15 protein-coding genes are annotated in these 13,730 nt (G+C 36.3%); 14 read left to right on the top strand and 1 reads right to left on the bottom strand.

All coding sequences use genetic code 11. The annotated features are described in order from the left end of the window. Positions 1-2 precede the first annotated feature (2 nt). Positions 3-335 (top strand): hypothetical protein, encoded by a 333-nt coding sequence (locus ACNQFZ_RS09855; protein ID WP_458415075.1) that lies wholly within the window; start codon positions 3-5, stop codon positions 333-335. A 506-nt stretch (positions 336-841) separates the two neighbouring features. On the opposite strand, the gene ACNQFZ_RS09850 is transcribed toward ACNQFZ_RS09855, so the two are convergent. After that, positions 842-1,282 (bottom strand): prepilin peptidase, encoded by a 441-nt coding sequence (locus ACNQFZ_RS09850; protein WP_458415074.1) that lies wholly within the window; start codon positions 1,280-1,282, stop codon positions 842-844. A 102-nt stretch (positions 1,283-1,384) separates the two neighbouring features. Between ACNQFZ_RS09850 and ACNQFZ_RS09845 the strand changes: the two genes are divergently transcribed. The 13 genes from ACNQFZ_RS09845 (at position 1,385) to ACNQFZ_RS09785 (ending at position 13,727) form a co-directional block, all read left to right on the top strand. After that, positions 1,385-2,710: a vWA domain-containing protein gene (locus ACNQFZ_RS09845; RefSeq protein WP_458415073.1), complete on the top strand. Its 1,326-nt coding sequence runs from the start codon at positions 1,385-1,387 to the stop codon at positions 2,708-2,710. 68 nt (positions 2,711-2,778) lie between these two features. After that, a complete protein-coding gene (gene cpaB / locus ACNQFZ_RS09840) occupies positions 2,779-3,408 on the top strand; it encodes a Flp pilus assembly protein CpaB (protein WP_458415072.1) in 630 nt (209 codons plus the stop codon). 129 nt (positions 3,409-3,537) lie between these two features. Then, the gene (locus ACNQFZ_RS09835) at positions 3,538-4,701 is read left to right on the top strand and encodes an AAA family ATPase (protein ID WP_458415071.1); all 1,164 of its coding nucleotides are present in this window, start codon (positions 3,538-3,540) and stop codon (positions 4,699-4,701) included. A gap of 25 nt (positions 4,702-4,726) precedes the next feature. Next, positions 4,727-6,094 (top strand): CpaF family protein, encoded by a 1,368-nt coding sequence (locus ACNQFZ_RS09830; RefSeq protein ID WP_458415070.1) that lies wholly within the window; start codon positions 4,727-4,729, stop codon positions 6,092-6,094. 2 nt (positions 6,095-6,096) lie between these two features. Beyond that, a complete protein-coding gene (locus ACNQFZ_RS09825) occupies positions 6,097-7,023 on the top strand; it encodes a type II secretion system F family protein (RefSeq protein WP_458415069.1) in 927 nt (308 codons plus the stop codon). A gap of 4 nt (positions 7,024-7,027) precedes the next feature. Next, positions 7,028-7,972 carry a type II secretion system F family protein gene (locus tag ACNQFZ_RS09820; protein WP_458415068.1) on the top strand — a complete coding sequence of 315 codons (945 nt, stop codon included), beginning with the start codon at positions 7,028-7,030 and terminating at the stop codon, positions 7,970-7,972. Between the two features lie 99 nt (positions 7,973-8,071). After that, the gene (locus ACNQFZ_RS09815; RefSeq protein WP_458415067.1) at positions 8,072-8,281 is read left to right on the top strand and encodes a hypothetical protein; all 210 of its coding nucleotides are present in this window, start codon (positions 8,072-8,074) and stop codon (positions 8,279-8,281) included. A gap of 97 nt (positions 8,282-8,378) precedes the next feature. Next, positions 8,379-9,779 (top strand): VWA domain-containing protein, encoded by a 1,401-nt coding sequence (locus tag ACNQFZ_RS09810; protein ID WP_458415066.1) that lies wholly within the window; start codon positions 8,379-8,381, stop codon positions 9,777-9,779. Between the two features lie 81 nt (positions 9,780-9,860). Next, on the top strand, positions 9,861-11,156 hold the full coding sequence (locus tag ACNQFZ_RS09805) for a hypothetical protein (protein ID WP_458415065.1): 1,296 nt from the start codon (positions 9,861-9,863) through the stop codon (positions 11,154-11,156). 28 nt (positions 11,157-11,184) lie between these two features. Then, positions 11,185-11,901, top strand: a complete 717-nt coding sequence (locus ACNQFZ_RS09800; protein WP_458415064.1) for a hypothetical protein — start codon at positions 11,185-11,187, stop codon at positions 11,899-11,901. Continuing rightward, the gene (locus ACNQFZ_RS09795; RefSeq protein ID WP_458415063.1) at positions 11,894-12,295 is read left to right on the top strand and encodes a TadE family protein; all 402 of its coding nucleotides are present in this window, start codon (positions 11,894-11,896) and stop codon (positions 12,293-12,295) included. Before ACNQFZ_RS09800 ends, ACNQFZ_RS09795 begins: the two co-directional genes overlap by 8 nt. After that, positions 12,292-12,918, top strand: coding sequence for a hypothetical protein (locus ACNQFZ_RS09790; RefSeq protein WP_458415062.1), 627 nt, complete (start codon positions 12,292-12,294; stop codon positions 12,916-12,918). Before ACNQFZ_RS09795 ends, ACNQFZ_RS09790 begins: the two co-directional genes overlap by 4 nt. 134 nt (positions 12,919-13,052) lie before the next feature. Beyond that, positions 13,053-13,727, top strand: a complete 675-nt coding sequence (locus ACNQFZ_RS09785) for a hypothetical protein (RefSeq protein ID WP_458415061.1) — start codon at positions 13,053-13,055, stop codon at positions 13,725-13,727. The last annotated feature ends 3 nt before the right edge of the window (positions 13,728-13,730 follow it).

Genomic DNA, 13,730 nt, shown 5'->3' with positions numbered 1-13,730 from the left:
TAATGTTTATTAGGTTATATGTAAATGCAAAGAATGAGTTAGAAGCAAATTTAGTTTTAGAAAAAGTTCTTAATATTTTTCAACCTATATTAAAGAGTAAAGAAACGCAGAAGGTAGAACCATATTGGAAGATTGATGGAGTATACGTTGTAGAAACTACAATGTTAATTTTAGAAGGTAAAACCGAAGGGGAAATAAATGAAGTTTTGGAGGAAATTTCAGACAGTTGGACAAGGTTTGGAAATCCTGTAACTGAACTTTTAGCCTCTGATACAACTGAAAATTGTAATTTTTTATTAGATGGACTTAAAATGATAAATATTCATTTTGAGTGATAACAAAGCCTTAGGAGATAGTGTCTCTTAAGGCTTTAAATTTTTGTGGGGGTGGGTGACTAGTAATTTTGAGGGTGAAGTAAGAATAGGATTAAAATAAAATTGATACTAAAACTATTGGAAAACCTTGATTGGCAAAATGTCTTTCGAGGTTTTTTTGCATTCTTCCATTAATAAACTTCAAATAGTACTTATATAAACAAACGAAAGGTGTGATAAAATTCACGCTATTGTTAAAAAAGGTAAAAAAGCACTAGTTGAAAACGTTTACTTTTAGTGTTTGTAAAAAAATACAGTTTCATATAAAAATAATCTAGGTCATAATTCGTAGATTTAAAGGTTAAAAGTACCTAAATTTTAATAAAAAACTAATGAGGATGGGCTGTACACGTGTTACCTAATATTTACACTGATGGTAAAGTATGATAAAACGTGTATAAACAAGTAACAAAATTTTACAGTAATTCGGGTGCTTTGTTACCTAGTGGAATTTTGTTGTGAATTTGTCAGATAAACAGGTAAGTTGCTAATGTGCCAAGGGCAAAGAAAGGCGCCATAGGCAACTCCTTATTTATAAATTTACCAGGTTGTAATTTCCTTGCAATTAAAACAAGTATAACTATGAAACTTGCAATAATATAACTAAATACATAAAGCGTTACACCAGCTTCTAATCCCAATGCTAATCCTAAAAGGGCTAATAGTTTAATATCCCCACCACCGATACCATTACTAATTAAAGCGATGAGTAAAGAAATACCACCTAGAACGATAAAACCCAGAAGATATGTTGTAATGTGATGAAAGTTCACAACTAAATGATAAATGAGGAAGTACACCATACCGGGTACTGTTAGCCAATTATAGATCAGTCTTTTTCTAAAATCCGTGTATGTAGAAATAAGCAAAATAAGAAGGATGGGGAAATAAACATAGATACTAGACACCAAGATTCAACTCCTATTTATAGCAGTGATATTGTTTGCTATGTCACTTATCTCCTATAAATTACCACAATAATCCAAATTATGATAGGGGACTTTTTTATTATGAAGGGTCTATATATTGTTCCAATTGTGCTGTTGCTTTTCTTACATCTCTTTCTTTCAGGATGTTCTAATCGTTCGACAGGAGCAGAGGAAAGTAAAGTAATGAAAGAAGATGAAATCATATCGACGCTAAAGGCACCAAAAATACCAGAAACGTATAAGGAAATTGTAAATTTTCCTGCTGGCATCTATGCAACAAGGACGTATGGAAATAGTACAAATGACAGAGAAGATTTTCAACATGCCTTAGATCAACTGCCAATCTTTCCAGAGAAGTTGGACGAAGAAATGCAAACAGCACTATATGGTGAATTATTATCACTATTTGCAGAGGATTATGGAGATTACGAAAATATTCTTAGAGATTTTGCTCCCTTATCGCTAGGTGATCCGAAAATGAATGATCCTCGTTACCAATTTAAAGAGAATTTTAATGTAGAAATCATTTTGGATGCTAGTGGAAGTATGAAAAATAAAGTTGGCGGCAAAACCAAAATGGAGATTGCAAAGGAAGCCATTCATAAGTTTATGAAATCATTGCCACAGGAAGCAAATGTATCACTTCGAGTATATGGCTATGTTTCTGGTGGAAAGGAAGCATCGTGTAATTCAATTAAAAGAGTATACGGATTAGAGCCATATGAAGCAGGGAAGTTTTCAACAGCGCTAGGACAAATTCAACCAAGCGGCTGGACTCCTTTGGCTAAATCTATAGAAGCAGCCAAAAAGGATATGGCTGCATTGGATGGTGAAAGCAATACGAATTATATCTTTATTGTAACTGACGGTTTAGAAACATGTGGAGGCGACCCAGTTAAAGCAACAAAGGACTTATCCCTTTCCAACCTAACGCCTATTGTTCATATTGTTGGTTTTGATATCAAGACAGATGAGAAAAAGCAATTACAAAATATGGCGCAGGCAGCTGATGGTATTTTTACAGCGGCCAGCAATGAGGCTCAGCTTACAGAGGAATTAAATAGAGTGAAAGAGATTGCTGAAAAATGGGAGGATTGGAAAACGGATTCGTTGACTGAATTAGACAAACAATTAGAAGAACGGTTGAACGAAGCCCAAGATTTTAGGGATCAAATGATTTCAAAATCCTTTAATGAAGAAGGAAACATCATGATTGCGATTGATTATTTAAGCCACACTGAAAAAATAAGCGGTGAAGAAGATGGAATCTTAAAAAGTAAAGTAAAGGATCGCACCAACTTTATTAGGGAAAGGATTGAGGAAGAGTCCCAGCGGGTATCGAATCAGCTTCAACTAAACTATGAACTTGAGAAAAAACAAATAGAAGCAAAGTTTGCTGCAAAGTAGTTGGAGCAAAACGCGTATCTAAAATAATAGAAAAAAGATAAAAAGATAGAAAGAGGGAAGTCAACTAGATGTTGGAGTCAAGAAGACGTGCGGTTATATTTTTAACATTATCATTTGTACTTGCTGCGATTGCCGGATTTTTATTTTTACAGAAGGTCAAGGATCTTGATGCCCAAATGGGAGAAATGGCAAATGTTTATGTTGCCAAAACAAACATCTCTTCACGGGAACCATTATTACCGGAACAAGTGACAACGATAGAAATACCAAAACGATATGTCACGACATCAAATATTACTGACACAAATCAGCTTCAAAATCATGTTTTAGTTGTTCCGTTATCGAAAGGGGATTTAATTACAAGAAATATGCTAAAGCCTGTTGCCCATGTCCGCAATGAAAATACTCGTTTGGTGTCATTCTTCCAAACCGATAGAGTGAACTTTGACCAAGAAATTGAGGCGCTTGATAGGGTCGACATGATTATTTCTTATGAGGTCAACGGTCAAACGAGAACTGAATTCTTTATGAAGGATCTCTTGGTCGCGATGGTGGCCACAAAGGATAAGAAATTCAGCGGTGTTGCTTTAGAGGTTCCAATGAAGGACGCACCAAAGCTGATTCATATGCAGAATTATGCTCAAAGCATACGTTTCTTGAAAGCAAGTGTAGGGATTAATGATCCATCATTAAAATGAACTACTCGGCGAAGCGGCTAAACAGGTACCAAAGAAAGAAGAAGTAACGAAACAAAATGCAACACCAAATGCAGGGCAATAAGGTTTGGCATTCTGCATTTGTTTTTCTCGATGACTGGAGGACGCAAGATGAATCTTGATATGAAGATTTTACTTATAAATAATCAATCCGCATATACACAACAATTATTAGAGTTACTGAAGGAATTTTCAAACGTCCAACTAGCTTCTACCGATGAAGCAAAAAATGAACTGAAAAAGTCTGTTCCGGATGTTGTATTACTGGTTGATCCACCCGACGGGTCAGGACCGGAATTAGTGCAAAGGATCCTGGTGCAATATAATGAAATTTCCTTGCTCTATTTAACAACAGCACAAGATTTTATGAAATTACGTGATGTGACACGCGCAGGTGCCATTGATACCTTTATTATTCCAGATGAATTTTCGGCACTGGAAAGCCAATTGGAAAAAATCAATACAATCATTATGAAGAAGAAGGATGCCAACGCTGAGGTAGCGGTGACAAGTACGCAAAACTTAAGGAGGGGAAAAGGGAAAATTATCTCTTTTTATAGCGGAAAAGGGGGAAGCGGCAAAACGCTGCTAGCTACAACATTCTCGCAAACCCTTAAATTTGAGTCAACATCTTCCGTCATTTTTATCGACCTTAACCTTCAATTTGGAGGCGCTGAAACAATTTTATCCGTAGAGAGCAATCGCTCTTTAGTCGAACTAAAACCGGTTATTGCTGAGATGAATGAAAATCATATTAAAAATGTTTCTATAAAGGAGACATTTTCGAAGATGGAGTTGCTTCTCAGCCCATGTGATGCGGAAGTGGCTGAAGAGCTGTCAGAAGAGTTTTTAATCAGATTATTAAATGTCTGTCGCCGTGCCTATGATTTCATCGTGTTGGATTTGCCTTCGAATATGAATGTCCACACGGTAACGGCCTTAGAAGAATCGGACACTATCTATTACGTTATGAATCTTGATACACCATCAATCAGAACTTTCAAAAGGGTTGAAGAGCTTCTAAGAAAACTTCGCATTTATACGGATGGAAGATTAGAAGTCGTTGTGAATCAAGTAAGCAGAAAAAATGAACTAAAGGTTGCTGATTTGAAACAATTCATTAACGCACCAATTGTCGCGCAAATCAGTCGCGATTATCGAGGAATTCAATCGGCAATTAATATGGGACAGCCTCTTCGGAAAGAAATGCATGAAAAGAAGCTGTTAAGAGTAACAAAGGATATCAAAAAGTGGGTTTTAACGAAACTGGATTAACGATGAAGGAATGAAGGAGGATATTATGTCTCTTTTTAATCGAACACAACTCCGTGTTAAACAGCCTGAAGTTCAAAGGGAGGGAGTCTTTCGAACTGAACCAGATCCTTCAACCTTTTATAATAGCTATTTAAATGAGCTTGTTGATCACTATAAAGCAAGATTGCTAAAAGAATCTAATCTTGATCAGTTGACAAGTATGACGCCTGGGGAAATGAGGCTCAATATTGAACAGCGAATCAGCCATTTTATGGCTGAGGAAAAGGTGATCATATCAAGGCAGGATAAAGAAAAGCTGATTACAAGACTATTGGATGAATCGGTTGGTCTAGGACCGCTAGAGCCACTTTTGCATGACCCATCGATAACAGAGGTTCTAATTAATGGACATAATGAAGTGTTTATCGAAAAAGGGGGACGCCTTGAATTAACAGACTTGAAGTTCAGGGATGAAACCCATTTACGGCATATTGTCGACCGCATCGTCGCCCCACTGGGCCGTCGTATTGATGAAAGTTCACCAATGGTAGATGCCAGATTAGCGGATGGAAGCCGGGTGAATGCGGTTATTCCTCCTGTTAGCTTAAATGGGACATTAGTTTCCATAAGAAAGTTTCGTAAAGATCCATTTAGAATGGAAGAGCTTGTTTTAATGGGTTCACTTACGGAAGCTATGGCCAAGTTTATTAAAGGCATTGTAAAAGCGAAGATGAATACGCTCATTTCCGGAGGTACGGGCAGCGGGAAGACAACCCTGTTAAATGCCTTGGCAAGGGCGATACCGTATCATGAGCGGGTAGTCACAATAGAAGACTCGGCAGAGCTTAAATTAGACCGAGCCAGTGTTGTTGGGATGGAAGCGCGGCCGGCAAACGTGGAGGGAAAAGGTGAAATAAGCATCCGGCAATTAGTAAAGAACTCATTACGGATGAGACCCGACCGTATTATTGTCGGGGAGGTCCGTGGAGCAGAGGCCTTTGATATGCTGCAAGCAATGAATACCGGTCATGAAGGTTCGTTAACTACTGTCCATGCCAACTCACCTGCAGAAGCAATTGCCCGTGTGGAGGGAATGGTCATCATGGCAGGAATGGATTTGCCGGCTTCTATTATTCGAGAATATATAGTAGGGGCACTTGAATTCATTATTCAAGGTGAGCGGTTAACGGATGGACAGAGAAAGATTGTTGCTATTTCTGAAGTAGTAAAAGAAAAGAACAAAGTCGAAGTTCAGGAAATATTTACTTTTAAAAGAACAGGAATGACCAGTGATGGTAAAGTCTTGGGCTATTTCACCCCAACAGGTGTTATACCAAGATGTCTACAACGTCTGGAAATATTCGGGGTCAAAATCGATAGAGATATGTTTACCCCGGTAAATGGAAGTGATTAATCATGATGTTCTCTCCAATTTTATTTGGTTTAGCTAGCTTTTTTGCGCTTTGGGGACTATACAATTTGCTGGGCTATCGCGCTGCTAAAAAGGAATGGAAGCATAGGGCCGAAGAATGGTTTGATACGGAAAAAAGAAAAAGCTTCATTCTCGTTTTAGGAGATAAATTTGACCAAACCAGCTATGGGAAGGAAGTTCAGCAAAAGCTAATCCAAGTTAATATTCATTTAACTTCATCTGAATTCTATGGGTTGTTACTTTTGGGTGCCGTGTCTTCAGCTCTTTTAATTAATAACTTTGTAGGAATTGGCTATCCGTACAATATTATCATCGGTTTTATAGCAATGTGGGTTGTTAAACGGATTCTTTTCTATGTAAGACGCAACAAATATCAAGATATGTTCGGCGAACAACTTTCGGAAGTCTGCCGGCTTTTGGGGAATGCAACCAGAGCTGGGATGACATTGAATCAAGGATTTGAAATTGTCGCCAAAGAGCTATCCTACCCGGCTAATAGAGAGTTTAAAAGACTGACGCATGAATTAAGATTAGGAATTGATTTTGATCGGGCATTGTTAGACTTGCAAAGTCGGATTCACTCAAGAGAATTCAAGCTTTTCATTGCTAATTTAATTATCCAAAAACGTACAGGTGGGAATATCCATGCGGTGCTGAATGAAATGTCGACAACGCTTGAAGAAAGAAAAATTTTAAATCAAACCATTAAAACAATGACTGCCGAGCAAAAATATATAGCTTATATTCTACCATTCATGCCTATTTTTCTAATTTTATTGATGAATAAAATCCAAGAAGGGTTTATTGAGCCACTATTTAGTTGGATTGGGGTTATTTTGATCGCCATATTTGTAGTGGGAACAGTTTTGGCATTTGTTCTAATTAAAAAAGTAACCAATATAAGGGTGTAGCAGGATGGATACTGTTATTATTGTCAGCGTTGTCTTAATTGTTTTATCTATTGGGTTAGCCTTACGTGACTATTATATATATTTTACCAATCGCCAAGAATTGAACACCCATATATCTCAGTTGATTCTAAATCAAAGGGGACAGAAAAAAAATAAAAGAAACAAATTATCATATCGGATTATTAAAAAACTTACGAAACATGCGGATGACTTCTCTACAATCGGCCATCGTATCAATTTTTTTAGTGAATCTCAGGAAATTGAAAGTTTATTGATGAAGGCCGGCTATCCGTTTGAGTTAACAGTGGATCAATTTCAGGGCCTAAAGATTGTGCTTGCATTGATTGGGTTTATTACAGGGATAGGCCTATTTATTTTAGGCTTTCCACTTTCCCAATATGGGGTCATTTTCTTACCACTAATGGGTTTTCTTGGGACAGTCTTTGCTTTGAAAAGCCATACCAAGAAAAGACAGGAACAGCTTAGGTTGGATTTGCCAGACTTTTTAGATACATTAAGTGTTTCATTGCAGGCAGGTATAGGGATGGATCAAGCATTACGGGAAATTATTAAATATTTTGATGGCCCCATCCATGAAGAATTTGTTCGTTATAACCAGGAAATTGAACTGGGGGTTTCGAGAGAACATGCTTATCGAGAATTAATCAAGCGTAATGATAATCCCGAGTTTCAATCATTGATTAAGGCTTTGATTCAGGGATTAAAGCTAGGAGTTCCAATCGCAACAACGATTAAGCATCAGGCAGAAGATTTGCGGATCATTCGCAAGGAACAGGTGAAAGAAAAAGCAGCAAAAGCTTCGCCGAAAATCACTTTAATTACAACGTTAATTATAGCGCCAACAGCGGTTATTATGCTCGGTGCTTTAATGATATTAAACATGTTCTTCAAGGGGGATAACAATTTATTCAACATGTTTAATTTCTAAAATAAAAGCTTACTTAAAGGACGTGATGCCTGAAAGAGAAGTTGTACTTTTATCATTTAGAAATTTTACAAAGCTAAAAAAAATGGAGGTAGAAAATCGATGATGAATTGGGCTTTAAAACAGTATGTAAAGGTAAAAACAAAATTAGATAATCAGAAAGGTTCACAATCGCTAGAGTGGATTGCCATTGCGGGTGTTGTTGTTGTACTTACCGGAATAATTGGAAGTGCAGTAGGCGACAATTCAGTAAAAGAAGCAGTAAAAACGGCATTTTTAAATATGATTAAAAAAGTAACTGGTCAAGAATAGGATTGAGTATACAATTTTGACACTCGCTTTATAAAATGGTGAGTGTCAAAATTATTAGTATTTCTACCATTTGGGTTGATGGGGAGAGAATAATAATATGAGATGTTCTAAAAATTTAATTCTTTTTATTTTCATATTAACGATAGCATTGGTAATGGCGGGTTGTAGTGGAAAAAGTTCAGAGAATTCGAAGACTCAGCAAGATAATAGTGAAAGTCGCTTAGCAAAAGGAATCAAGAATAGTGAGGTTTCTACAGAAGCTGATAGGCGCAAACGAGCAATCCTTTCTGAGTTAAAAGCCCCGCCTGCCCCAGCGACTATGGATGATTTAGTAAATTACCCACCAGGCATGTTTGCGGGTATGAATTATACAAATGGTGGAAGAGAAGATATGGAAAAAGTGCTCGATGAGATGCCAGATTTTAAGGGCATCAGCGGTGATGAGGAAATCAATGAGGCGTTATTTAAAAAATTAGTTTCAATTTTTGCTTGGGAGTATAAATATTTGCCGGGATTGGAGCAAAAATCTATTACAATGCCGGAATTTGATGACCCAAGGTATCGGTTTAAAGAGAATTTCAATGTAGAAGTTATTCTTGATGCCAGCGGAAGTATGAAAGCAAAGATTGATGGAAAGACAAAATTAGCTATTGCAAAAGAAGCGATTAATCAGTTTACTTCTTCTTTGCCCAACAATGCAAATGTCTCGTTACGCGTATATGGTCATGTCGGTGGCGGAAAAGAAAACTCATGCAATAAAATTGAGCAAATCTACGGCATGAAGCCCTATGGGGCTGATGAGTTCAAAGCAGCCCTTAACAATGTGAATGCTGTCGGTTGGACCCCTTTGGCTAAAGCATTAGATGAAGCAAAACAAGATATGGCGCATTTAGATGGTGAAACTAATACGAACTTAATATACTTCGTATCAGATGGCATTGAAACCTGTGGTGGCGACCCAGTTAGAGCAGCGAAAGAAATTGCAGTGTCTAATATTCAGCCTGTTGTTCATATCATTGGCTTTGATGTCCCTAGTGATGAGCAGCAACAACTTAAGGAAATGGCGGGAGCGGCAAATGGAATTTATGTTTCAGCAAAAAATCAAAAAGAATTGATTGCTGAATTAAACAAAGTAAAGGAATTAGCAAGGAAATGGGAATCTTGGAAGCGGGACTCGACGATCTATCTGGATAGCGACGATAATGAAAAGTGGCTTGAAATATTAAAATATAAAACTGAAATGACTAGTGCAGCACTAGAAGAAAAATTAACAATACATTTTGCAGCAGATTACTTATACAACTTTGGGGATGGAAAGATTAATCGCAAAACAAGAGATTATATTTACAGCAGGGCTAATGAGCGTGAGGACGTAATCAAAAACAGTGCAAAAGAAATAGAGAAACAAGCAACAGAAGTTAGACACAATCAATATCAAGATTCTAAAAATTTAATTGAAGAGACATATGACAAAAATGTAAATGAATTGAATAATTAATAAAATTGCTTATCTTTCATTTCCACTTTTGGTTTAATCATAAATTTGAAGCACCAGTAGGAAAAATGGGAGGAGTTTAGTTTGGAAACAGAAGGAAAAATATATTATAAAACAATAGTATTGTTCATTTCCAGTTTAATAATCCTAATTTCCTTTTTCCCAACTATAGGTGCAGCAAGTGGTGCCTGGACAGGGGAGACTTGGGAAGGTAAAACATGGACAGGCCCTACATGGGAACAGAACCCTTGGGACGGAAATACATGGGAAGGTAGAAACTGGGGAATAGACAAATGGAATGGAACCGTTTGGACGAGTGATCCGTGGAACGGAAAGTATTGGGACGGAAAGGAATGGAAAGGTAATCCATGGGAAGGGAATACCTGGAATGGAGCGCTATGGACAGGTAAAACATCAAAAGGAACAGTATGGGAAGCCAAACCATGGCAAGCAAACAGTTGGGAATGGAGTCCTTGGGTAGTAGAAACATGGCAAGCAAACAGTTGGGAAGGTAATCCTTGGGAAAGTGAAACATGGCAAGCAAACAGTTGGGAAGGTAGTCCTTTGGAAAGTGAAATTTGGCAAGTAAATAATAGGATTAGCAACCCTTTATCAGATGCTGTGCCTTTTAATCACCCTCAATCTCCGAGCGTAAATGCCCAAGATTCATTATATAGTTATTCTATATTTGATCTTCCCTCACAATTAAAAATAAGTCATGAACGTAAAGACTTTTTTAAAGAAATTAAAGGGGAGATAATGAATAATCAAATCACTCAAGAGGAAATGAATTCTGTATATAATCATGAGATGCCAAATGACTTCCGGAATGAACTAATAAAGGAGCTTAAACTTGCAGATGGTCCCATCGGTTGGTTAAAGAATTTATGGTTTAACACAACTAGAGGAATCAACGTTGATGTTGGTCAAAATACCTTATACCAAGCGAATGTAATTGAAGAATTTAGAGGAGGAATGAGCGAGAATACAATCTTGAAATCTCCTTTAAGCCCCTATATCGCTAGTGGGAATCTGATATTTTCAAACATAGAGAGACTAAGTGAGTTATCAAACTGGCCAATGGCAAATGGTATTAAACAGAAATGGCAAGCAACCAAAAATACTGCTTCCCTTTTGGGGAAATTGGCTGTCGATACGGCAACAACCTATATACCACCAATCGTAGAAGGTGCAGCAATCAGCACTGGATTATTACTTTTATTTAAAGGGCTTAATGTTGCCGGAAGCAAGCTTGGTAATAGTGAAGAACAAATTGTAAAATTCATCTATCATTCTATAGATAAAATGACAACAGGCTTAGATAAGGCAAGAGGTACAATAGACAAAGCTTGGAGTGGGATAAAGTCAATTTTTACTTAACTCTTTATTTCGTAAAAAGGTGGTAATTATGAGTTTAATTGTTGAAAGTTTCAGATACTATATGAAAAATTTTGAGAAAATGTTTTTACTATCCTTGACAATCTTACTCCCTTTTTATCTTATTCATATATTTCTAGTAAACTATTGGTTTTTAAAATATGATGGAGTAATTTCCTCCTTTGTAGTTGAGATCCTGAATGCCTTTCTAATTTTGGCTTTTATGATGTTATTAAAAATTCCATTTATAAAGTTTGTTTATAGTGACTTAGAAGGAGAAGATCACCTTCTTGTTAAATCCTATTTAAGCTTTGCCAAATTAGGGCTGTCATTATTACTATTTGGGATGTTGTATGCCGTCTTAGTAATAATAGGGTTAGGTATGTTCATAGTACCGGGAATACTAGTTATTATATTTCTTTATTTAACACCCTATATTTCAGTGGCTAAAAATATACCGGCAGGAAAATGTTGGCGTGAGGCGATTCGTATATCTAAAAAAAGGTTTTTTATTATATTTTTCATTATCTCCCTAATCTCTATTGTTGAGGGTATGTTGAGTCTCGTTACTTTATATGGAGTATCATTAATAACATTTAAGTATAGTGCAGTTTTTGCCTTGCAGTTTATATTAAATCTCATTTTGTTCCCATTTATATGTATTCTTACGACAAAATGCTTCCATAGATGGCAAAATGAACAATACTACCTATTACAAACAAATAGGAGTGAGGAACTGAATGTATAAAGGAAAAATACTTATAAATAGAATGAAAGATGAAAAAGGGTCTCAGACAATTGAGTTTATTGGGCTTTTACCGATAATGTTTCTTATTCTAGCGTTATTTTATCAAATATTAATCACGGTCTATTCAGTGAATTTAGTCCAGTCTGCTGCAAACGAAGCTGCTAAGATTTATTCAACTACGGGAGATAAAGTTATCGCTGAAAATGCGGCTGGAAAGATTATTGGAACAAACGATAGTCTAGAATTAGTAGGCTTAGATTTTCCTATGGCAGGAAAACTATTCACGGCTAAAATCAATGTTAAATATCATATAAAGTATTTACCTGATTCTTTTTCTGATAAATTTTCACCGTTATTGATTAATTATGAGGCACACAGTAGGGTGATTGAATGAGTAAAATACTCAATCAAAAGGGAAGCTCAAGCATATTGCTGTTATCTTCGTTATTTTTATTAGTTATACTTTTTTTTGTTATATATACAGCAGGTGAAGTGCTCTTATTTAAACAAAGAACATCGATTGCTGCAGAACAGGCTAGTTTAGTAGTTACATCGGTCGTTTTAGAGCAAGCAAAAAGTGCAGTTGATGCACATGATGCGTTGGACGATGAAGATAGGACTTATTCAAAGATTTGGCCGCGAATTAATGATCATGGACCATTTGTAACGAATGATGATTTCAAAAATGCCTTTGATAGAGTGGTCGAAGGGGATTTAAATAGTGGCAATGATGTATTAAGAGATTTATTAGAATCAAAGATTGATTTAAATGAAGCTGTCACTGAGGCGGAGAAATCTGTAGAGGAAAATCAGGGAAATTCGTTGGAAGTGCAGATTAATAGTGGAGGTCGCTTTCAATCAAAAGTCGAAAATCGTTATTGGCTATCCATTTTCAATTGGATTTTTGGAAAAAAGGAAGAAGAGTTATCAGGGGAAGAAAAGAAAAGTAAATCTATAACACTAAGCCAAAAAGGTTTGGGCCCAAAATTAGCATTTATGAAGGCTTTAGGATATTAAGGGTGTTAGTTTAATAATAAAACTTATAATCGTAAAGACACAGCATGTTAAGGCTATCCAAGTATCGTTTATGTGGGGTCTTAACTTACTGAGTCTTTTTTTTTTGGACAGTAATTAAAAAGGAAGTATAACTCATGCAAACATTCAAAGACAGTATCACTTTTTATTTTAAAAATATTCATTATCTTCTTTTGATATCGTTGACTATAGTGTTGCCTGTATTAGTATTCGCTATTTTTTTAATTAATTACATTTACTATCTTTACGATGGTACTAGTCATGTCCTTTTCGGCGACATTGCAAATGGCTATCTTCTATTTATCTTTCTTGTACTGTTGCAACTGCCTTTTGCCCGATTTGTCTATTGCGACCTTGAAGGGATAGAAGCCAAAATGCGGGAGTCCTATTTGACTTTTCTAATTCATGGTTTCTCTGTTTTTATTTTTGCCATTATCTTCGTAACTGTTGTATTTGTTGGATCCTTGATGCTAATTGCCCCAGGCATATTCCTATTAGTCTGTTTGTATTTAATGCCATACATAACAGCATTTCAAAATCAAGCAACAAAAAGTTCGTTGCGAGAAGCTTTTTACCTTGGGAAAAAGCATTTCTTTTTACTACTGCTCCTTATCCTTGTAACAGGGCTTTTACAGATTGGTATGAACATAGTTGGGTCAGTCGGTATTTCAATGTTTACCTCTAAATATAGTGCAGTCTTTAGTATACAGATTTTAATGAACTTACTTATACTCCCATTTACAGCAGTGCTTATTTCTATGTTCACTCTGAAGTGGAAAAGTGAGGTGTAAAGT

The sequence above is a fragment of the Schinkia acidoalkalinis genome (assembly GCF_054301215.1).
Note: the sequence above shows the minus strand (reverse complement) of the source record. Positions and strands in the feature narration are given on the sequence as shown.

Bases quoted from the DNA above. Each gene is read 5' to 3' on its own strand.
- ACNQFZ_RS09855 (WP_458415075.1), top strand. From the start codon at position 3: ATGTTTATTAGGTTATATGTAAATGCAAAGAATGAGTTAGAAGCAAAT.
- ACNQFZ_RS09845 (WP_458415073.1), top strand. From the start codon at position 1,385: ATGAAGGGTCTATATATTGTTCCAATTGTGCTGTTGCTTTTCTTACAT.
- cpaB (WP_458415072.1), top strand. From the start codon at position 2,779: ATGTTGGAGTCAAGAAGACGTGCGGTTATATTTTTAACATTATCATTT.
- ACNQFZ_RS09835 (WP_458415071.1), top strand. From the start codon at position 3,538: ATGAATCTTGATATGAAGATTTTACTTATAAATAATCAATCCGCATAT.
- ACNQFZ_RS09830 (WP_458415070.1), top strand. From the start codon at position 4,727: ATGTCTCTTTTTAATCGAACACAACTCCGTGTTAAACAGCCTGAAGTT.
- ACNQFZ_RS09825 (WP_458415069.1), top strand. From the start codon at position 6,097: ATGATGTTCTCTCCAATTTTATTTGGTTTAGCTAGCTTTTTTGCGCTT.
- ACNQFZ_RS09820 (WP_458415068.1), top strand. From the start codon at position 7,028: ATGGATACTGTTATTATTGTCAGCGTTGTCTTAATTGTTTTATCTATT.
- ACNQFZ_RS09815 (WP_458415067.1), top strand. From the start codon at position 8,072: ATGATGAATTGGGCTTTAAAACAGTATGTAAAGGTAAAAACAAAATTA.
- ACNQFZ_RS09810 (WP_458415066.1), top strand. From the start codon at position 8,379: ATGAGATGTTCTAAAAATTTAATTCTTTTTATTTTCATATTAACGATA.
- ACNQFZ_RS09800 (WP_458415064.1), top strand. From the start codon at position 11,185: ATGAGTTTAATTGTTGAAAGTTTCAGATACTATATGAAAAATTTTGAG.
- ACNQFZ_RS09795 (WP_458415063.1), top strand. From the start codon at position 11,894: ATGTATAAAGGAAAAATACTTATAAATAGAATGAAAGATGAAAAAGGG.
- ACNQFZ_RS09790 (WP_458415062.1), top strand. From the start codon at position 12,292: ATGAGTAAAATACTCAATCAAAAGGGAAGCTCAAGCATATTGCTGTTA.
- ACNQFZ_RS09785 (WP_458415061.1), top strand. From the start codon at position 13,053: ATGCAAACATTCAAAGACAGTATCACTTTTTATTTTAAAAATATTCAT.